Source organism: Pseudomonas sp. Root71 (genome assembly GCF_001429045.1).
Taxonomy (GTDB): domain Bacteria; phylum Pseudomonadota; class Gammaproteobacteria; order Pseudomonadales; family Pseudomonadaceae; genus Aquipseudomonas; species Aquipseudomonas monachiensis.
Genome location: NZ_LMHY01000029.1, coordinates 1 through 20943, shown reverse-complemented (window position 1 = coordinate 20943; position 20943 = coordinate 1). Strand labels below are relative to the sequence as shown.

General features: G+C 60.6%; 10 protein-coding genes. 4 read left to right on the top strand and 6 right to left on the bottom strand.

What is annotated here, in order from left to right:
- Positions 1 to 141 precede the first annotated feature (141 nt).
- The 3 genes from ASD95_RS24060 (at position 142) to ASD95_RS29275 (ending at position 3384) form a co-directional block, all read left to right on the top strand.
- A complete protein-coding gene (locus ASD95_RS24060) occupies positions 142 to 2013 on the top strand; it encodes a SurA N-terminal domain-containing protein (protein WP_056722328.1) in 1872 nt (623 codons plus the stop codon).
- Between the two features lie 203 nt (positions 2014 to 2216).
- On the top strand, positions 2217 to 3056 hold the full coding sequence (locus ASD95_RS24055) for a DUF2242 domain-containing protein (protein ID WP_056722327.1): 840 nt from the start codon (positions 2217 to 2219) through the stop codon (positions 3054 to 3056).
- Between the two features lie 55 nt (positions 3057 to 3111).
- A complete protein-coding gene (locus ASD95_RS29275; RefSeq protein ID WP_156385718.1) occupies positions 3112 to 3384 on the top strand; it encodes a hypothetical protein in 273 nt (90 codons plus the stop codon).
- A gap of 3 nt (positions 3385 to 3387) precedes the next feature.
- On the opposite strand, the gene ASD95_RS24050 is transcribed toward ASD95_RS29275, so the two are convergent.
- From ASD95_RS24050 to ASD95_RS24025, 6 genes are all read right to left on the bottom strand, one after another.
- The gene (locus ASD95_RS24050) at positions 3388 to 4428 is read right to left on the bottom strand and encodes an AraC family transcriptional regulator (protein WP_056722325.1); all 1041 of its coding nucleotides are present in this window, start codon (positions 4426 to 4428) and stop codon (positions 3388 to 3390) included.
- A gap of 3 nt (positions 4429 to 4431) precedes the next feature.
- Positions 4432 to 5562 (bottom strand): carbon-nitrogen hydrolase family protein, encoded by a 1131-nt coding sequence (locus ASD95_RS24045; RefSeq protein ID WP_056722323.1) that lies wholly within the window; start codon positions 5560 to 5562, stop codon positions 4432 to 4434.
- Between the two features lie 224 nt (positions 5563 to 5786).
- Positions 5787 to 7115: a TolC family outer membrane protein gene (locus ASD95_RS24040; protein WP_056722321.1), complete on the bottom strand. Its 1329-nt coding sequence runs from the start codon at positions 7113 to 7115 to the stop codon at positions 5787 to 5789.
- 1 nt (position 7116) lies between these two features.
- On the bottom strand, positions 7117 to 8457 hold the full coding sequence (locus tag ASD95_RS24035) for an HlyD family type I secretion periplasmic adaptor subunit (protein WP_056722318.1): 1341 nt from the start codon (positions 8455 to 8457) through the stop codon (positions 7117 to 7119).
- Between the two features lie 6 nt (positions 8458 to 8463).
- On the bottom strand, positions 8464 to 10200 hold the full coding sequence (locus tag ASD95_RS24030; protein WP_056722316.1) for a type I secretion system permease/ATPase: 1737 nt from the start codon (positions 10198 to 10200) through the stop codon (positions 8464 to 8466).
- A 311-nt stretch (positions 10201 to 10511) separates the two neighbouring features.
- The gene (locus ASD95_RS24025) at positions 10512 to 10718 is read right to left on the bottom strand and encodes a hypothetical protein (protein ID WP_056722315.1); all 207 of its coding nucleotides are present in this window, start codon (positions 10716 to 10718) and stop codon (positions 10512 to 10514) included.
- Positions 10719 to 10871: 153 nt separating this feature from the next.
- On the opposite strand from ASD95_RS24025, the gene ASD95_RS24020 reads away from it, so the two are divergent.
- The coding region (locus ASD95_RS24020; RefSeq protein WP_056848073.1) for a peroxidase family protein at positions 10872 to 20943 on the top strand (10072 nt) is incomplete at its 3' end.

Below are 20943 nucleotides of genomic sequence, written 5' to 3'. Positions count from 1 at the left end.
GAGGGTCGCCAGTTCGAGCCCCTCGATCCGCTCCGCCAGTTACGAGAAGGCGCATCCTCGGATGCGCCTTTCTTCTATTCGGATTCTACCCACGCTCCACGGTTGCCTAATTTTTGAAGTTCAACCGTTTCTGGGGGACGCATGCTGCAGAATATCAGGGACAATTCACAAGGCTGGATTGCCAAGACTATTATCGGGGTCATCGTTGCACTGATGGCTTTGACCGGTTTCGACGCCATTTTTCAGGCCACGACGAACAAGAATGAAGCGGCGAAGGTCAATGGCGAAGAAATCAGCCAGAACGAGCTGAGCCAGGCGGTCGATATGCAACGCCGTCAGCTCATGCAACAGCTGGGCAAGGATTTCGATGCTTCCTTGCTCGATGAAAAAATGCTGCGCGAGTCGGCTCTCAAAGGCCTGATCGATCGCAAACTGCTGCTGCAAGGCGCAGAAAACTCGAAATTCGCTTTTTCCGAAGCGGCTCTGGATCAGGTCATCCTGCAAACGCCTGACTTTCAGGTGGATGGCAAGTTCAGCTCCGAGCGTTTCGACCAGGTGATTCGCCAACTCGGCTACACCCGCATGCAATTCCGCCAGCTGATGGCTCAGGAAATGCTGATTGGTCAGTTGCGTGCCGGTCTGGCCGGTAGCGGTTTCGTGACCGATGCACAGGTGCTGGCGTTTGCCCGTCTGGAAAAACAGACCCGCGATTTCGCCTCCCTGAACATCAAGGTCGACCCGGCGGCGGTGAAGCTGACCGACGATGAGGTCAAGGCCTATTACGACGATCACGCCAAGGAATTCATGACGCCGGATCAGGTGGTCATCGATTACCTCGAGCTGAAGAAGGCTTCCTTCTTCGATCAGGTCAGCGTCAATGACGAAGACCTGCAGGCGGCTTATCAGAAAGAAATCGCGAACCTGTCCGAGCAACGCCAGGCGGCGCACATTCTGATTGAAGTGAACGACAAGACCACCGAGGCGCAAGCCAAGGCGAAGATCGAAGAGATCCAGGCCCGTCTGGCCAAGGGTGAGAAATTCGAGGCGCTGGCCAAGGAATTCTCCCAGGATCCTGGTTCGGCGAACAACGGCGGTGATCTGGGTTATGCCGGTCCTGGCGTCTACGACCCTGCGTTCGAAAAAGCCCTGTATTCGTTGACCAAGGATCAGGTTTCCGCGCCGGTTCGCACCGATTTCGGTTTCCACCTGATCAAACTGTTGGGCGTGGAAGCGCCTGAGGTACCGACATTCGCCAGCCTGAAAGACAAGCTGACCCGCGAATTGAAGGCCCAGCAGGTCGAACAGCGTTTTGTCGAGGCGACCAAGCAGCTGGAGGATGCCTCGTTCGAAGCGTCTGATCTGGCTCAGCCGGCGCAGGACTTGAAACTGACCGTCCACACGTCCAAGCCGTTCGGCCGGGAAGGTGGTGAGGGTATTACGGCCAACCGTGCGGTGATCACGGCTGCGTTCAGCCCGGAAGTCCTGGATGAGGGGGCGAACAGCACCGCCATCGAGCTGGATCCTGAAACCGTGGTCGTGTTGCGTGCCAAGGAGCACCTGAAGCCTTCGCAATTGCCGCTGGAAAGCGTCTCTGCCGCGATCCGTGTGCAATTGGCCAAGGAGCACGCCAGCGCCGATGCCAAGACCAAGGCTGACGCCCTGATTGCCAGCCTGCGCGACGGCACGACCCCGCTGGATCGGGTGATCGACGGCCAGTCCTGGAAAGTCACCGACGCGGCGACTCGTGCCCAGGAAGGGATCGACCCTGCGGTGCTGCAAGCGCTGTTTCGCATGGCGAAGCCTGCGGCCAAGGATAAACCGACCTTCACCAGCGTGACGCTGGCTGATGGCAGCCTGATGATCGTGCGCCTCAATGGCGTGAACGAAGCCGCGGCACCGACCGAAGAAGAGAAAGCACAGTATCGTCGCTACCTCGCTTCCCGCATCGGCCAGCAAGACTTCGCGGCTTACCGCAAGCAGCTGGAAAGCCAGGCGGAGATCAAGCGTTACTGATGCCTGACCAGGTTTAACGCGGTACATGAGACCCCGGCCGAAAGGCCGGGGTCTTTTTGTTTGGCCGTACGTCATTTGCCGCGGTGACTTTTGCGCAAAACCGGGGTCAATCAGCCTGTAACCGTTTTAAGACACGATCGATGCTCCGCTAAGCATCGATCTGTTGCACAATACGCCCCGAACCGTTTTCCTCAGGATGTTCAATGTTTAAATCACTTCCCATGCGGGTTGTCGGGCTGGCAGCCGTGTTTGCCACCGCGGCTGGTTGTTCATCGAACAAGGCCGCCATCTATGAGCATGAGAATTTCGACGACTCCGGTACCTTTTCCCGAAACTATCCGGTCAGCGATACCCAGAGCTGTGAAGCCGCCCGTCGCGCCTTGCTCAGCCAGGGTTACATCATCACCAGCAACGATCCGAAGCTGGTCAGCGGTCACAAGAGTTTCCAGCAGACCGGCGAGAATCACATGGAGATCAGCTTCAGTGTGGTCTGTGCCGATGACGGCAGCGAAGGGCACCACGCGACCATATTCGCCAATGCCCTGCAGGATCGTTATGCGCTGAAGAAGACCAACAACTCCGCCAGTCTCGGTGTGGGTGTGTTGGGCTCGGTATCGATGCCGATCGGCTCCTCAGATGACTCGATGGTCAAGGTCGCCAGCGAAACCGTATCGTCCGCCAAGTTCTACGAGCGTTTCTTCGCACTGGTCGAGTTGTTCCTGCCGCCGGAAGCGAAAAAGGCCGCGCACATCCCCGAAAAGCCGAAAACGGACCTGGGAATGCCTGAAGCCAAGGCAGCACCGGCACCGCTGGCACCGGCCCCGGCAGTGACTCCTGCTGTAGAACCTGCTGCGCCCGCGCCCGTAGAAGCGGTTCCAGCGGCCTCCGAGCCGGTTGCCCCGCCTCCTGAAGCGGCGCCGATTACCCCGGTTCAGAACGCCGAGCCGGCGCCTTCGGCAGAAACCATCACGCCACCGACTAACCCGACGGACATACCACCGCCGAGCGAGCCGATTCAGGCGATTCCTGTCTCTGGCCAGTGATCGATCGCGTTACGGGATCGGCCAGCGAGTAACGATCCCGTAGCGGGCGCAAAGATTGACCCTCATCAACAAGGTCCGCTGTTCTGCGGCCTTGCGCGAAAAAACCGATGATAAATTCCTGACCAGCTGCTACGTTTTATTGAGTAGCGACAGAGTGTCGTGCCCGCGTCATTTTTCTTTCATGCGGGCGCATTATGCTCAGGGAATTGGTTATTTATTCAGACGGTTGGGGAATTCAAATATGGACGATTATCAAGAAGAGCTGCTCGAGTACCAGGCTTTTGAACTTGACCCACTGGAACCGGCGGAAGACGCTACCGAGTTGTAGGCATCAAGCGGATTGGCGATGGCTGCGGCGAAATTCGCCGGGTGTCTGCCCGTTCCAGCGTTTGAATGCGCGTTGAAACGCTTCGGCTGAGGCAAAGCCCAGCAGGTAGGCGATCTCTCCGAACGCCAGTTCGGTGTCGCGTATGTAAGTCATGGCCAGGTCGCGGCGGGTGTCGTTGAGAATTGCACGAAACTGCGTGCCTTCATCGGCGAGCTTGCGGCGCAAGGTCCAGGTGGGCAGCTTCAGGCGTGCCGCCACCTCCTGCAGGTCGGGCTCCCGGCCACCATTGAGCAAGGGTCCCAGCAGCGCGATGATGCGTTCACGCAGGCTGCGGGTGCGTGTCAGTTGTTCCAGTTCCCGCTCACACAGTTGCAGCAAATGTCGCCAGGTGCTCGGGCAGTGCTCGGGGTTGCGCTGGGCGAGACTGGCCAGGCTCAAGCGCAGTTGATTGCGTTCGCCGCCAAACTGGATCGGACAGTCGCCCAACACGTCATAGGCCTGGCGGTAGCCGGGCTCCTCGAATTCGATCTCGATACGTTCGGCACGCAGCGGGGCAGGGCTGACACTGGACAATTGCTGTAACCAGCCGGCGATGATCGAATCCACCACAAAGCGGTTGTAGGCGTTATAGGGGCTGATCGAGTAGAACCGCAGCCAGGCGCCCCGGGCGTCTTCGTGAAAGCTTGATTGACCGCGATAATTGGAGCCGTACAAGGCTTCGAATCGAATCAGGCAGCGCGCGGCTTCTCGTACCGTCGGTGCCTGGGCCGCGGTGACGCCAGCGAGGCCGGCCTGGCTCAGGCGACTGAGCTGACCCATGCGCAGGCCAAGGGCCGGATTGTCGGTCAGTTGAATGGCACTGTGGCCCAGGCGCATGTAGCGCGGTATCGACAGCCGGGCGCCGGCTTCGCTGAGGCGCGCGGCATCTAGACCGTATTGATCGAGCAGTGGCTGTGGATCGACACCGTGACTGCGTACGGCATCGGCCAGGCTATGTACAAAGCCCACCGACAGATCGCCGAGGCGCATCGGCTGTGGATTCATGGCCTACAACCAGAGGTTCAGCAAGCGCGCACCATGGGCGTTGCCATCGGCAAAGTGCTGGCCGTTGCTGCTGAGGAAACTATGCCCGGCGCTGCCCTGGTCCCAGAACTGACCCCGAAGGAACACGCTCATGCCAGCGACGGCCTGACTGGCCGGCATCCGGGTCGTGAGGATCAGGCGCTGCCAGGCCTGGCCTTCACTGACTTCTCCAGGTTTCAAGCCGACCGACGCCGGCGCCGACGAACCCCTGTAGCCGCGCCACGGTTGATCCCAAGTGCCACGGCCGGAAACAAAGGCCGGTACCGCAACCAGCTGTACGCTTTGGTCGTTGAGCTTGAGGTAGTTTTCCGGGTACCAGCTGTCGTGGCCGATCAATACGCCCAGCCTTCCTGCGGGGGTATCAACGACGTTGAGCGAGTGCTCACCGTTCGCCTTGATCCCGTTCTGTTCTGCGAAGAACGGGTGTATCTGGCGCTGGGGCTGGCCGATCGGCAGGCCTTCGCTGTTGAACACCACGCTGCTGTTGTACAGCGCGCCGCGGCCGATTCTCAAGGTGCCGTCGATGATGCTCGGTTCGGGCAGCACGATGGAGCCCGCGACCAGTGTCACGTGGAACTCCCTGGCCAGGCCTCCGAACAATGTCTGGTAGTCCCTGGCCATTGCCTTGGCTTTCATGCGCAGGTGGGCATCGTCCAGACGGTTGCCGCCCTCGGCGCTGATCAACGCCTTGGCGAACTTCAGGGGATTGCTTACCGCCAGCCAGTTCATGGCCTCTTTGAGGGTGCTGGCCTGATACAGCTCATCCTTTTCACCGCTGACCATCAGCCAGGTACCGACGTGCTCCGGCAACACGACGACGGTCTTGCCGTTCAGCAAACCCTGGTCCCGGGCTGCCTGCAGATAGGCTGCGAGCTTGCGGTGCAAACGCTCGGGACTTTGGTAGTCGGTAGGAAACAGTTCGGGCTGGATGCCCAACAGGTTGCCACGGTCCGCAGGCGTGCCCTGGTCGACAGCGAGGCTGATCCGCAGGTCCGAAAGGTAATGACCCACCGGCCGGTCTGCGGCCCACATCGCGTAGGTCGTGAGGGCGGCGAGCAACGCCATGGAAAATGTCAGGTACAAAAGTTTGCGCATGGGGAGACAGTTTACAGCCTGGAGCCTGGCGTGGCTTTTGATTTGGAGCTGGATCGAGCATAAAGGGAATCAAGGGTTTAGTGGGTAGCTTTCAGCGATGACTGTTTTTTTGCTGGCGGCTGCCTTTCTGTGCTCAGACGGGGCAATGAATGGCTGGGTGGGGGATCATGGGAGGAGGGGCGCCGGTCAGCCATCATTTTGCGCGACCGGCCGGCAGGTGAGCGTCAGTTGGTGACCAGCAGTTCCGGGCCGAGGTAGTTGTTGATCTGGTCGATATCGTCGTCGCCCAGACTGCCTACCGAAGAGGCCAGGCGCAGGCGCGACATCAAATAGCGTAACTTGGCATCGAACAGATCGTGGCGTGCGACGAAGAGCAGTTCTTCAGCATTGAGGACATCCGAGTTGGTGCTGGTGCCGCCTTCCTTGAAGCCCTTGCGTGACGATGCCAGTGAGCGTTCGTTGGACGCGACGGCTTTCTCCAGCGCGCGAATGCGTTTGGCACCGCTCAGGATGCCTTGATACTCACGGGTGGTTCCGGTGATGACTTCCTGTCGTGCGGCGTCGAGTTCGTCCGTGGCCTTATCGCTATTGGCGCTGGCCTGGCGTGTCAGCGCGCTGACGCCGCCACCACTGAACAGCGGGATATTGACTTCCAGCCCGATCGAGCCGTAGTGGTTACGTTGATTCAACTCGGAGAGTGATTGGCTCTCACCCGCGGTGTAGCCGGCGATGAAATCCAGGGTTGGCCAGTGGCCGGCACTGGCACGCTTGACCTCCTCTTCGGCGAGGTCGCGGCTATAGCGGCGCGCATGGATCAGTGGGCTATCGACCTGGGCTTTGACCAACCAGTCCTGAAGGTTGCCTGGTACCAGCGGTGGTGTATCGAAACTCGGACGCAAGGTGGTCAGCGATTCGGGGGTTTCACCGATGTATTCCTCGAGCTTGCGGCGCGCGTTGACCAGGTTGTCTTGTGCTTCGATCAGTTCGGCTTCGGCGAGGTCGCGGCGAGCGGTCGATTCGTCGACGTCGGTGACGGTGCCGGCCCCCAGTTCCAGGCGCCGTTTCGCCGAGGCGAGTTGTTCGTCGAAGGCGCTCAGCTTGGACTTTGCCAGGGTGATGGTTTCGCTGGCCAGGAGCACATCGAAATAGCTTTCGGCCAGGCGCACTGCGGCGTCCTGGCTCTTGGCATCGAATACCGCGTTACTGTAGTCGGCACGCTGCTGACCCTGGCGGTACTCGGCCATTTTCTGTTTGTTGAACAGTGGTTGGCGCAGGCGCACGTTAGCGCCCTTTGAGTCGTAATGGAGATCTCTGTCGATGTTGTTCTGGCTTTGGGAGCCATTGACCTTGTTGTTGTAGGCCGAGGCATTGATCTGCGGTAACAGGCCGGCCTTGCCGATGGCGCGGTTCTCCTGGCCGGCCTCTTTTTCATGCACGGAGGCCTGGTAGATGGGGCCCTGGAACTGCAACAGATCCCAGGCTTGCTTGAGGTCCATGGCGTCGGCCGGCAAGGCCAACCCCATCAGGCAGAAGAGCAGGCAATGACGGTCCATTTCATTGTTCCTTGAATGAGCTGTCCACACGTTCGAGCATTGGTTTAAGAAGATAGCTCAACATATTGCGTTCGCCTGTCTTGATGGTGACGCTGGCAGGCATGCCAGGGCGAATGTGATTGGTGCCAAGCAGGCCCATGCCATCGGGGGTGACTTCCACCTGGGCCAGATAGAACGGCTGCTTGCTTTCCTCGTCCATCAGGCGGTCGGCGGAGATGGTCATCACTCGGCCGGGTATGTTTGGTGTCTTGGCATGGTTGAAGGCCGGGAAGGAAATGTCCACGGGCAGTCCGGGGACCATCTTGTCGATGGCCTGCACGGGAATCATCGCGTCGACCTGCAACGGTTCGTTGAGCGGAACGATTTCCATGATCTTGAAGCCGGGCTGAATGATCCCGCCGACGGTGGCGATGCTCAAGGCCTGGACCATGCCATCGATCGGTGACCGAATCACCGTGTGGGTCACTTCATAGTCAAGTGCGCGCAAGCGATCGGCCAGGGTGGTGTTTTCCTTGGCGGTTTCCGTCAACTGCGATTCGACTTCTTTCAGGTAATCGTGCTGGCGCTGCAGGATGCGCAGCTTGATTTCGGTGGTCTGGCTACGCACCCGGGCGATGTTGTTGAGGTTCTCGGCCTGGCCGGCGGAAAGGTCGGCGTTGCTGCGCTCCAGCTCAAGCAGGCGGTTGCGCGGTACATAGCCTTCGGCGGTCAGCACGCGGGTGCCTTGCAGTTCCTGGTTGAGGAAACTGATTTGCGAGGCGCGGGCACTATAGACTTGCTGCAGGCCCTTGAGCTGCACGGCCGACGCCGCCAGGTTCTCCTGCAGGATGCTGATCTCACCCGCGAGACCGGCGCGCCGGGTGTCGAGCAGGCGCTGTTGCAGGTCCATGGCGGCTTCCAGGCGGTGGTCATCCTTGAAGCGCTTTAGCAGTTCAGGATCAAAGTTCACCACGTCGCGGTTGTCACGCTCCGCTTCCAGACGGTTTTCCACCGTCTTGCTGACGATGTACTGGGCGCTGACCGCTCCCTGTTCGGCAAGGGCACGCAACGAGTCGAGGCGGACTACCTCCTGGCCTTTTGTCACTAGATCGCCTTCGCGAACGAGGATGGCTTCCACGGTGCCGCCGCTCAGATGCTGCACGGCTTTGCGATTGCTGGTGACCTTGACCGTGCCTGTCGCTACCACGCCGGCATCCAGCGGCGCCAGCCATGACCACAGGAGAAAGCCGCCGAAGCCGGCGAGCACTAGCCACACGCCCCAGCGCGCGGGTTTGCCGACGTCCAGGTCTACCATGCTCCTGGAATCGGCTGTAATCATGTCGGTATGTTGGCTCATTTGCATGATCGGTCACTCCCGTGCTTTGACGGAGGCCAGCGGAGTCGACGCGCCTGCAGGGATCACACTGGCCTTGCGCAGCGCTGCGAATACTTCATCGCGCGTACCGAGCATCTGCACGCCGCCGTCACGCAGCATCAGCACCTTGTCGACGGCGCAGAGTACGTTGGGACGGTGAGAAATCAGAATGACGGTGGCGCCACGGCCCTTGAGTTCGGCCAGGGCATCGACCAAGGCCTTTTCGCCGACGTCGTCGAGGTTGGCGTTCGGCTCGTCCAGCACGATCAGATTGGGCTCGCCATACAACGCCCGGGCCAAGGCGATGCGCTGCTTCTGGCCACCGGATAGCGGGCTGCCATCGGTGCCCAGGCGGGTGTCATAGCCCTGCGGAAAACGCAGGATCATCTCGTGTACACCAGTGATCTTGGCGGCGCGGATCACTGCTTCGCTGTCCACTTCACCAAAGCGCGCAATGTTGTCGGCGATATTGCCCTCGAACAGCTCCACGTCCTGTGGCAGGTAGCCGAGCCAGGGGCCAAGTTCGCCCTTGTTCCAGTTGAATATGTCTGCGCCGTCCAGGCGCACCTTGCCGGCTTGGGCCGGCCAGACGCCAACCAGCAGGCGGGCGAGGGTGGACTTGCCCGAGGCGGATGGGCCGATGATGCCAAGGCTTTCGCCGGGGACAAGGCTGAAGCTCACCCCGCGCAGAATCGTGTTGTTGGTACCCGGGGCTCCGGCATACACATTCTCTACCGCCAGCATGCCCATTGGCCGCTGCAGCGACATGCTCGGTGGCCGGCGCGGATAGTCGTGCAGCATCTCGTTGAGCCGGCCCCAGGCCGTACGGCAACCGAGCAGTTGTTTCCACGATGCGATGACCTGTTCCACCGGACCCAGTGCGCGGCCGGTGAGGATCGAGCAGGCAATCATCATCCCCGGGGTGATCTTGCCTTCGATCGCCAGCAGCGCGCCGGCGCCGAGGATCAAAGACTGCAAAGTGATCCGCACGAAGCGCCCGGTGCTGCTGATAAAGGCGGCGCGGTCGGAGGCCAGGGTCTGCATTTCCAGAATGCGCAAATGACTTTGGAACCAGCGCTTGCTGATCGACGGCAGCATGCCCATGGCCTCGATGACCTCGGCGTTGCGCAGGTTGTTGTTGGCATATTGGGCGGAGGAGAGGGAGGCCTGATTGGCTTCGGCCAGCGGCTTCTGCGTCGCCTTTTCAGTGAGCCAGGCCAGGCCCATCAGAATCAGTGAGCCGATCAGCGTGATCAGTCCGAGTATCGGGTGAATCAGATAGGCGACCAGCAGGTAGATCGGCGTCCACGGTGCATCGAAAAACGCGAACAGGGAGTTGCCGGTGACGAACTGACGAACCTGGGCGAGGTCTTGCAGGGCCTGGGCCGGGTTACCTCCGGCGCGGCTCAGGTTGCGCTCGAATGCCGCGGTGAAAATGCGTCGGTTGAGGTCCATGTCCAGGCAGTTGCCGACCCGGATCAGCACGCGGGTGCGAACCATCTCCAGTGTGGACATCAGCAGGAACAGACCCACCACCAGAACCGTCAACATCGCCAGCGTCGTGACGTTGCGACTGACAAGGGCTCGATCGTAGACCTGCAGCATATAAATAGCTGGCGTCAACATCATGACGTTTATGACGCCGCTGAACGCTGCCAGCGAATAAAAACTGCGGCGCATGCGAAAGAGCGCGTCGGCCAGTTCGGAACGGATGCTCGACTGCTTGGGCATGTTGATCCTCCCACTGCGAAAAGCCGATTGCCCCTGAGGCGCAACAGCTAACAGTAAATGTAGCCCTGTAAACAGCTTTTGGACACGCAGGCTGGTCGCTCTGTGGATGGCGAGTCTTCCGAAATCGCTGCGTTGCTCCCTTATGCAGCAGCGTAGGTGGCGGTTAAACAGTCCGAAATAACATTTCGCTCTATACCAGCACACAACTTTCTATATGTCTTTTAAAAACAGCTACTTGAGATGCCTACCACCAGTCGTCTGTTTTAACGACGTAATATTGACAAAGATTTGCTATGGAACTTTAGTCTTAGTTATCGGGGGGCCCGCCCGCCTGAAGCCTGCCATTGCTTTGGCAGCGCAAGGCGCGGTGTTTTTCCCGAGAGGAGCAGAATCATGTCGATCATTTCGTTCTTTTGCAGAGGGAAGGGGCTTTCCAGGACGTTTGCCTTCACTTCCAGATTCCATGGCCCGCCCAGGGCTCGAATCCGCTCTGCCTGATCGCCCGGCGAGCAATTCATATCGCGAATTCCAGGCGCGAATCCCGGGTCCCGGGTAACGCCAGCTCTCGCAAAAAAACATAACCAACAAACTGCGCAAGCCAGCACTTGACTTGGCGCGGGAGGGTTTTCTCGTCCCGTGCCTTTACCCAGACATATCGAGGGCAATTCAAAATGGCCAATTTCAGCAAGTCGGACCTGGAGTTCATCCTCAAGCAAATCTTTATCGCAGAAGCGAACGCCGACGGCGCCAGCCTCATTGATTTGCTTCCCAACACCCAGGTGCCATTCGGCCTGCGTACCGTCGATGGCAGCTTCAACAACCTGGTCACCGGCCAGAGTGATTTTGGTGCCGCGGACGGTGCCTTCCCGCGCCTGCTTGATCCCTCGTTTCTGGACGCATACGCCGCGCCAGGGACGGTGACCGACCCGCAGCCACGGATTATCAGTAACCTGGTCGTCGATCAGACCGCCAACAACCCGGCGGCCTACGCCTCGGCGTTCGACCCGGGCCTGGACGGTGTGCTCAACTTCGGCACGGTGGGTAATGACGACGTACTCAAGGATGGCGTACAGATAGTCACCAGCCCCGGGCTGGATGGCGTGTTCGGCACGGCCGATGACAAGGACGTGTTCTTCATGCCCAACGTCTCGCCGGACGTCGGCCTGACCGCCAGCTTCAACTCGTGGATGACCTTCTTCGGCCAGTTCTTCGACCACGGTCTCGACCTGGTCACCAAGAGCGCTACCGACGTCGTGTTTGTTCCGCTGCAGCCGGACGATCCGTTGTTCGTACCGGGCAGCCCGACCAACTTCATGGTGCTGTCACGTGCAGTACGTACCGCCGGCGCGGACGGCGTAGTCGGCACGGCCGATGATGGCCAGACCAACACCACCTCGCCGTTCGTCGACCAGAGCCAGACCTACAGCTCGCACCCGTCGCATCAGGTGTTTCTGCGTGAGTATGTCCTCAATGCGGCAGGCGAACCTGTTGCAACGGGGCGCTTGATCACCAACCGCGACCTCGGCGCCGATGGCCTGTTCGGCACCGCCGATGATGGCGCCAGCGAAAACGGCGGCATGGCGACCTGGAAGGTGGTCAAGGCGCAGGCCCGTGACATTCTCGGCATTGACCTAACTGACGCTGACGTACACAACGTGCCATTGCTGGCAACCGATGCATACGGCAACTTCATCCGCGGGCCTAACGGCATGCCGCAGGTGGTGATTCGCATCAGTAATGGCGCTGATGGCGTCGCCGGGACAGCGGACGACGTCACTCAATTGGTCGAAGGCAACCGGGCCGCTCCTATCAGCCTGGCCAGTGCCGTGAGTACCGGGCATGCCTTCCTCGACGACATCGCCCACAACGCCGCGCCGGTAGTCGTCGGCGGGGTTCTGCAAGCGGATGCCGACACGACTGTCGGCAATGCGCAGCCTGTTGACGGGCTCGGCAATAACCTGACCTATGACAATGAACTGCTTGACGCCCACTACATTGCCGGCGATGGCCGGGTGAACGAAAACATTGGCCTGACCACCGTGCACCATGTGTTCCACTCCGAGCACAACCGCCTGGTCCAGCAATCGAAGGACACCATCCTTGCCTCCGGCGACCTGGTTTTCCTCAATGAGTGGCTGGCGGACGACGTGGCTGCAATACCGACTACACCTGCCGAGATTGCGGCGTTGGTATGGGACGGCGAACGCCTGTTCCAGGCCGCCAAGTTCGGTACCGAGATGCAATACCAGCACCTGGTGTTCGAGGAGTTCGCGCGGACCGTTCAGCCACAGATCGACGGATTCCTTGCGCCCAACGGTTATGACACCTCGATCAACCCGGCCATCCTCGCCGAGTTCGCCCACGTGGTATACCGCTTCGGTCACTCGATGTTGACCGAGACCGTCGATCGCTTCGATCCTGCGTTCAATCCGCTGCTCACTGACCCCACCAACCCGGACTCGCAAATGGGGCTGATCGCGGCCTTCCTAAACCCGCTGGCGTTCGCCAGCAGCGGGTTGACTGCGGATCAGGCGGCAGGGGCAATCATTCGCGGTGTGACCCGCCAGGTCGGTAACGAGATCGATGAGTTCGTCACCGAAGCGTTGCGCAACAACCTGCTCGGTTTGCCGCTCGATTTGCCGGCCCTGAACCTGGCACGTGGTCGCGACACGGGTATCCCCACCTTGAATGAGGCGCGCCGGGAGTTCTACGAATCAACCGGAGACAGCCAACTCAAGCCGTACATCAGTTGGGCTGACCTGGCAGACAGCCTCAAGCACCCCGAGTCACTGGTCAACTTCATCGCGGCCTATGGTACCCATAGCACGATCACGGCGGCGCTCACACTGGCAGACAAACGCGCTGCAGCCCTGGCGCTGGTATTGGGTGGCGTGGGTTCGCCGGCTGACCGCCTGGACTTCCTCAACAGCACCGGTGCCTACGCCAACGTAACGACGGCCGGCGCGGATGGGGTACTGGGTACTGCCGATGACGTGACAGGTGTGACGGTCACGGGCGTCGACGACATCGACTTCTGGGTCGGTGGCCTCGCCGAGCAGAAAATGCCGTTCGGCGGCATGCTCGGCTCGACCTTCAACTTCGTGTTTGAAACCCAGATGGAGGCGTTGCAGAACGGCGACCGCTTCTACTACCTGTCGCGTACCGCGGGCCTGAACTTCGGCACCGAGTTGGAAAACAACTCCTTTGCCAAGCTGATCATGCTCAACACCGATGTCACCCACTTGTCGAACACCGTGTTCCTGACGCCGACGTTCACCCTCGAGGTGGATCAGGCCACTCAGTTCACCGGCCTTGGCGTGGGCGGCCGAGACGATCCGACCGGCGGCATCATGATCAACGGCGTGGAAGTCGTGTCGCTGGTGATTCGTGACAACCCCGATACCGTAGGGCCGGACACCAATTATCTGCAATACACCGGTGAAGACCATGTCGTCATGGGCGGCACCGCCGGCAATGACATCATCATCTCCGGTGACGGTGATGACACCCTTTACGGCGACGCCGGCAATGACCGCCTCGAAGGCGGTGCCGGGAACGATGCGGTGCTGGGCGGTGCGGGTGATGACATCATCACCGACTCGTTCGGTGACAACCGTCTGGAAGGCAATGCCGGTAACGATGTGATCGTGGCCGGCAGCATGCTGGTTGCAGGCAACCTGATCCTGGGCGGCGATGGCCAGGACTTCATCGTCACCACGGAAGACATCACCACCACCTTCGGTGGCCAGGGTGACGACTTCATCCTCGGTGCCAAGACCAACCTGCCACCTACCGGTAACGCAGGTGACGACTGGATCGAGAAGGGCACCCAGGACGGTGCGCCAGGCGATAACTTCGCGCCACTGCTCACTGACGATGTGATCGGCAACGACATCTTCATCGGTGGTGGCGGTTTTGACGAAATGATCGGCGAGGGTGGCGACGACATCTTTGTCGGCAGCGATGCCCAGGACAAGATGGACGGCATGTCCGGTTTCGACTGGGTGACCTACAAGAATGACAGGATCGGCGTGACCGTTGACCTGAGCCTGGCCGCGCTGGCGCAGCCACACGGCAATGCACCAAACCAGAACGCCGGGGTCTTCAATCCGGTCGGTGCCTCACCTGCCTCGATTCTTGACCGTTTTGCCGAGGTCGAAGGCTTGTCCGGTTCGAGTTTCGGCGATGTGCTCAAGGGCGATGATGTCGATGCAGTCACTATCGTCAACCACGGTGGTGCCACGGGCGGTGCGCTGACCAATGTCGCGTTGATCCGCGGACTGGACCAGTTCCTGGCCGATGCCGGTTTGCCGGTCACCGGTTTTGCCACCGGCAACATCATCCTCGGCGGTGATGGCAGTGACCTGATCGAAGGTCGCGGTGGCGATGACCTGATCGATGGCGACAAATGGATCAACGTCAGGATTGCCGTTTATGACGCGGCTGACATCAACCATACCGGCCCCGAGATCGCCTCCTTCGACAGCATGGTCGATATGATCCCGCTCATGCTGGATGGCACCTTCAACCCTGGTCAGCTCAAGGCCGTGCGGGAAATCATGCCCGGCACCTCGACTGGCGGGGCGGCCTTCGATACCGCCATTTACTCCGGCCTCGAGGCCGAATATGCGGTGACTGTCGACGACCGTGGCACCGCCGATGTGACGGACGATGTCTGGACAGTGGCCGATACCGTAGCGGGTCGCGACGGCATCGACACCCTGCTGCATATCGAACGCCTGCAGTTTGCCGATAACCAGCAAGTGCTGGTGGCGGGGCTCAATGCCCAACCGGATGGCAGTCCGACTGTCGCGGATGGTAACGGCGGCGAACTCACCGTGGGCGATACGCTGACGGTCAGCGTGGCCGGGGTGACCGATGCCGACAATATCGCGGCGGGTAATCCGCAGGGGTTGATCACCAACTCCTCTGTGTCCTACATCTGGCAGTTCGAAGCCACTCCAGGCAGCGGCGTATTCGAGGACATCATCCTGTTGCCAGCTGGCGACCTGGCGTTCCAAAGCGCCGACGGTACCGCGTTCAAGGTCTCTCCTGACCTTGCCGGGTTGTCGTTGCGGGTCAAGGCGATCTATCAGGACGGTCACGGCACCACGGAGATCCTGTTCTCCACGCCGACGGCTGCCATCGCCGCCGGTGCACCGGTCACGCCAACGCCGCTGGTACCTGTAGTCGATGCCACCGCGGGTGGCGCGGGCCTGCACATGGTCCGTTCCGACCTCAACTTCATTCTTGACCAGATCAAGATTGCCGAGGCGGAAGCGGCCGGTCAGGACATCCTCTCGCTGATCCCGAATATTCGCGCGCCGCTGGGCCTGCGTGCGGTCGACGGGTCGAACAACAACCTGATGAACCTCAACGGCAACAACAACACCGAGTTTGGTGCCGCCGATAACCTCTTTCCGCGCATAAGCGATCCGGTCTTCAATCCGGCGGAAGGGGGAACATCGTATACGCAGACCAGCGGCCTTGTGATTGACTCGCAGCCGCGCACCATCAGTAACCTGATCGTCGACCAGACGTCGAACAACCCGGCGGCCTATGCCACGGCTTTCGACCCGGGCCTGGACGGTGTGCTCAACTTCGGCGCCGTGGGTAATGACGACGTGCTCAAGGATGGCGTACAGATTGTCGCCAGCCCCGGGATGGATGGTCAGTTCGGTACTGCCGACGACCATGATGTGTACCTGTTCGAAAACACTGCGGCGGATGCGGGATTGTCCGCGCCGTTCAACGCCTGGATGACCTTCTTCGGGCAGTTCTTCGATCATGGTCTGGACCTGGTCACCAAAGGTGGTTCGGGCACCGTCTTCATTCCGCTTCAGCCGGATGATCCACTCTTTGTTCCAGGTAGCCCGACGAACTTCATGGTCCTGACCCGTGCAACCAACCAGCCAGGGGCGGATGGCATTCTTGGCACGGCCGACGACATCCATGAGCACACCAACTCCACCACGCCGTTCGTGGACCAGAACCAGACCTACAGTTCGCACCCGTCGCACCAGGTGTTCCTGCGCGGTTATGAACTTACCGCCAGCGGCCCCGTAGCGACAGGCCGGTTGATTACCAACCGTGACCTGGGTGCGGATGGCTCGTTTGGTACCGCGGACGACGTCGAAATCGGTGGCATGGCGACCTGGAAGGTGGTCAAGGCGCAAGCCCGCGACATCCTGGGTATCAACCTTACCGATGCCGATGTCGATAATGCCCCGCTGTTGGCGACTGACGCCTATGGCAATTTCATCAAGGGGCCGAACGGCTTTCCGATGGTGGTGATGAGTGGGGCTGACGGTCTTGGTGGCACGGCGGATGACGTCCTTGTCGAAGGCAATCCGCTTGCTCCCCTTGACCTGACCAATGCTGTGCGCACCGGTCACCAGTTCCTCGTCGATATCGCCCACAATGCAACACCGGTAATCGTCGGCGGGGTTCTGCTGGCGGATGCCGACACCGCTGTCGGTAATGCGCAACCCGTAGGCCCGGGCGGCAACAACCTGACCTATGACAATGAACTGCTCGACGCCCACTACATCGCCGGCGACGGCCGGGTCAACGAGAACATCGGCCTGACCGCGGTGCATGCGATCTTCCACTCCGAGCACAACCGCCTGGTCCAGCAGACCAAGGACACCGTGCTCGACTCGGGTGACGTGACCTTCCTCAACGAGTGGCTGCTCAATCCGGTGGCCGCATTGCCAACCACCCAGGCTGAGTTCGATGCGCTGCAGTGGAATGGCGAGCGCTTGTTCCAGGCTGCCAAGTTCGGCACCGAAATGCAGTATCAGCACCTGGTGTTCGAGGAGTTTGCGCGGACCATCCAGCCTAGAGTCGACCTGTTCTTCGCACCGACCCAGGTCTACGACGTCGACCTCGATGCCTCGATCGTCGCCGAGTTCGCCCATACCGTATATCGGTTTGGCCACTCGATGCTGACCGAGACCGTCGATCGCTACGACATCGACTTCAACGTGATAGGCGATCCGGCCAGCGCTAATCCCGATCAGCAAATGGGCTTGATCGCGGCGTTCCTCAACCCTCTGGCGTACGCCGCCAGCGGCGTATCACCTGAGGACGCAACCAGTGCGATCATACGTGGGGTGACTCGGCAAGCCGGTAACGAAATCGACGAGTTCGTCACCGAGGCGCTGCGCAATAACCTGCTCGGCCTGCCGCTCGACCTGCCGGCGCTCAACATCGCCCGTGGCCGCGACGTGGGGATTCCCTCACTCAATGCGATCCGCCGCGACATCTACAGCCAAACCGGTGATACCCAACTCAAGCCGTACACCAGTTGGGTCGATCTGGTGCAGTACCTCAAACATCCGGAGTCGTTGATCAACTTCATCGCGGCCTATGGCACGCATGACACGATCACGGCGGCGACCACACTGGATGGCAAGCGCGCGGCAGCCCTGGCGCTGGTCTTCGGTGGTGTGGGTGCACCGGCTGATCGCCTGGACTTCCTCAACAGCACGGGTGCCTATGCCAACGTAACGCTGGCCGGCACGGATGGCGTGGTGGGCACTGCCGACGACCTCAGGGGTGTGACGGTCACTGGCGTCGATGCCATCGACCTCTGGATCGGTGGCCTGGCCGAAGCGAAAACCCCGTTCGGCGGCATGCTCGGCTCGACCTTCAACTTCGTGTTCGAGAACCAGTTGGAAAAACTGCAGGACGGCGATCGCTTCTACTACCTGGAGCGTACCTCTGGCCTGTCGATGAATGCCGAACTTGAAAGCAACTCGTTCGCCAAGCTGATCATGGCCAACACTTCGGCCACTCACTTGCCGGGCCTGGTGTTCTCGGATCCGGGGTTCTATCTGGAAGTGGATCAGGGCAGGCAATTCAACGAAGGCCTGCTCACCGCCGACCCGCTCGGCCCGAACGGCGAGCAGGTGGTGTTCCGCGACAACCCGCTGACCGTGGGGGCGGACACCAACTACATCCGCTACAACGGTGCCGAGCACATCGTGCTGGGTGGCACGGACAACTCAGACATCCTCATCTCCAGTGAAGGCGATGACACGGTCTGGGGTGATGGCGGCAACGATCGTATCGACGGCGGTGACGGCAACGACCAGCTGCGCGGTGGTGACGGCGACGACATCATCACCGACACCGGCGGCGACGATAACCTCCAGGGTGGCGACGGCAACGACGTGCTGCACGGTGGCAACGGCGTCAACCTGATCATTGGCGGGTTCGGCAGCGACTTCATCATTACCGGTGAGGACGCCTCCGAGGCCATTGGTGGCCAGGGCAATGACTTCATCCTGGGCAGCAAAGCCAACGAACAGGACATGGGTAACGAAGGCGACGACTGGATCGAGAAGGGTACCTCGGACGGTGCGCCTGGCGACAACTTCGATCCGCTGGGCAACGACCCGGTCATTGGCCACGATGTATTCGTCGGTGGTAACGAGAACGATAAGTTCAACGGCGAAGGCGGCGACGACATCATGGTCGGCAGTCTCGGCATGGGTGACCGCTATATCGGCGGCTCGGGCTATGACTGGGCGACCTTCAAGGATCTCGCCCAAGGTGTGAGTGTCGATTACAGCGACCGCTTCTTCGATGTGCCACCGCAGCCAGGTTCGGGGGCTTCGGCGCTGGTGCGCTTCGACATCATGGAAGGTCTGTCGGGTTCGTCCCACGGTGACTTCCTGCGCGGTGATAGCGAAGATGCGACCTCGCTACCCACCGCGGGTGCAACCGGCAGTGTGCTGACCAACATCAGCCTGATCAATGGTCTGGCGGGTCTGCTGCCAGTCGGAGCGACGTTCTTCGACGGCGGTAACATCATCCTCGGTGGCAGCGGCAGCGATCTCATTGAAGGTCGCGGTGGTGACGACATCATCGACGGTGACAAGTGGCTGAACGTGCGCATCAGCGTACGGGCAAACGCTGATGGCACTGGCGCGGAAATCGCCACGTTCGACAGCATGGGGCCGATGGTCCAGGCGATGTTGAACGGTACTTACAACCCGGGCCAGCTTGTCATCGTGCGGGAGATCCTGACCGGCACTGACAACTTCGACACCGCGGTGTTCTCCGGTAATGCGTCGGAGTACAGCATCGCTGTCGAGGGCAACGCCGTCATCGTGACCGACCTGGTGGCCGGGCGTGATGGCGTCGATCGCCTGACAGGCATCGAGCGTCTGCAGTTCGCTGACCAGGCGCAGGCCTCCGGTGTTGGCACCGCCTTGAACAGTGCTCCTGTGGGGCGTCTGGCGATCCTCGATGCCACCACCGGTGCGCGCGAAGATACTCCTGTCGCCGGCCAACTGCTGCGCGTCAGCAGTCAGTCGATACGCGACGCGGACAGTGTCAGTGCGGCCAATCCTACCGGCGTGGTTACCGGTCCCGTGTCTTACTACTGGCAGGTCGAAACCATTGCCGGTTCGGGCATCTATGAAGACATCACCATTGTCGCCGCCGGCGAGGCATCGCGGGTGACGGGTACCACCTATCGGGTGGCGGATGATGTCGCCGGTCTGAACATCCGCGTTCGCGCGGTGTATCAGGATGGCAATAGTACGCTGGAGATCGTCGACTCGGCGGGTAACACCGCACCGACTGCAGGGCCGGGCATCCTCGGGCTTGCGGTGCAGAACCAGGTGTTGACCGCCGACCTGTCGACCATTGTCGACGTCGATGGCCTCAGCAATCCGCAGTTCACCTTCCAGTGGCAGGAGACCAACGGGGTTACCTTCGTCGACATCGCCGGAGCCACCGCCAGTACGTTCACACTTGGCCAGGCTCAGGTCGGCGATCAGGTGCGCGTGGTGGTCAGTTACGTGGATGACTTCGGTACCGCCGAAAGCGTTGCGTCCGACGCCACGGCACCGGTGGGCAATGTCAACGACGCACCGACAGGCGCGTTGCTGGTCAGCGATACGACACCGACTCAAGGTCAGGTGCTGACCGCGCTGACGGCAGGGATTGCCGATCCGGACGGGCTGGGCACATTCAGCTACCAATGGCAGCAAGGTACCGGGACTACCTTCACCAATATCGTCGGCGCGACCGCCGCGACGTTCACCCCTGGTGCGGCGCAAGTCAACCAGCAAATTCGGGTGATCGCGCGCTACACCGATGGCTTCGGTACGCTGGAGTCAGTGACCTCCGCAGCGACGGCACTGGTAGTACTGCTGGGTGCGGTGCAAACGGGCGATGCCTTGGCAAACATCCTCATCGGTACCGCGGGTAGCGATGTGCTGTTTGGCCTGGGCGGGAACGATACGCTCAATGGCCTGGGCGGTGTCGACCAGTTGTTTGGCGGCATTGACAATGACCGTCTCAACGGTGGGGACGGCAACGACTTCCTCAATGGCGAGGTAGGCAACGACGTGCTCGATGGCGGTACGGGTAATGACATGATGGTGGGCGGAGTCGGCAACGATGGCTACATTGTCGATTCAGCCGGGGACCTGGTGGTCGAGTTGGCGGGTGAGGGTGAGGATTCCGTACAGACCACGCTGGCCAGCTTCACACTGGGCACCAATGTCGAGCATCTGCTCTACCTCGGAGCTGCCAACTTCGTTGGCACCGGCAATGCGTCGAACAACGTCATCACCGGCGGGGTGGGTAATGACACCCTCAACGGCGGAGCCGGCAACGACACATTGCTGGGTGGCCTGGGCAACGACCTCCTGATTGGCGGTACGGGTAATGACCGGATGGTACTCAACTGCAACGGAGACGACACCATGCGATTCATGATCA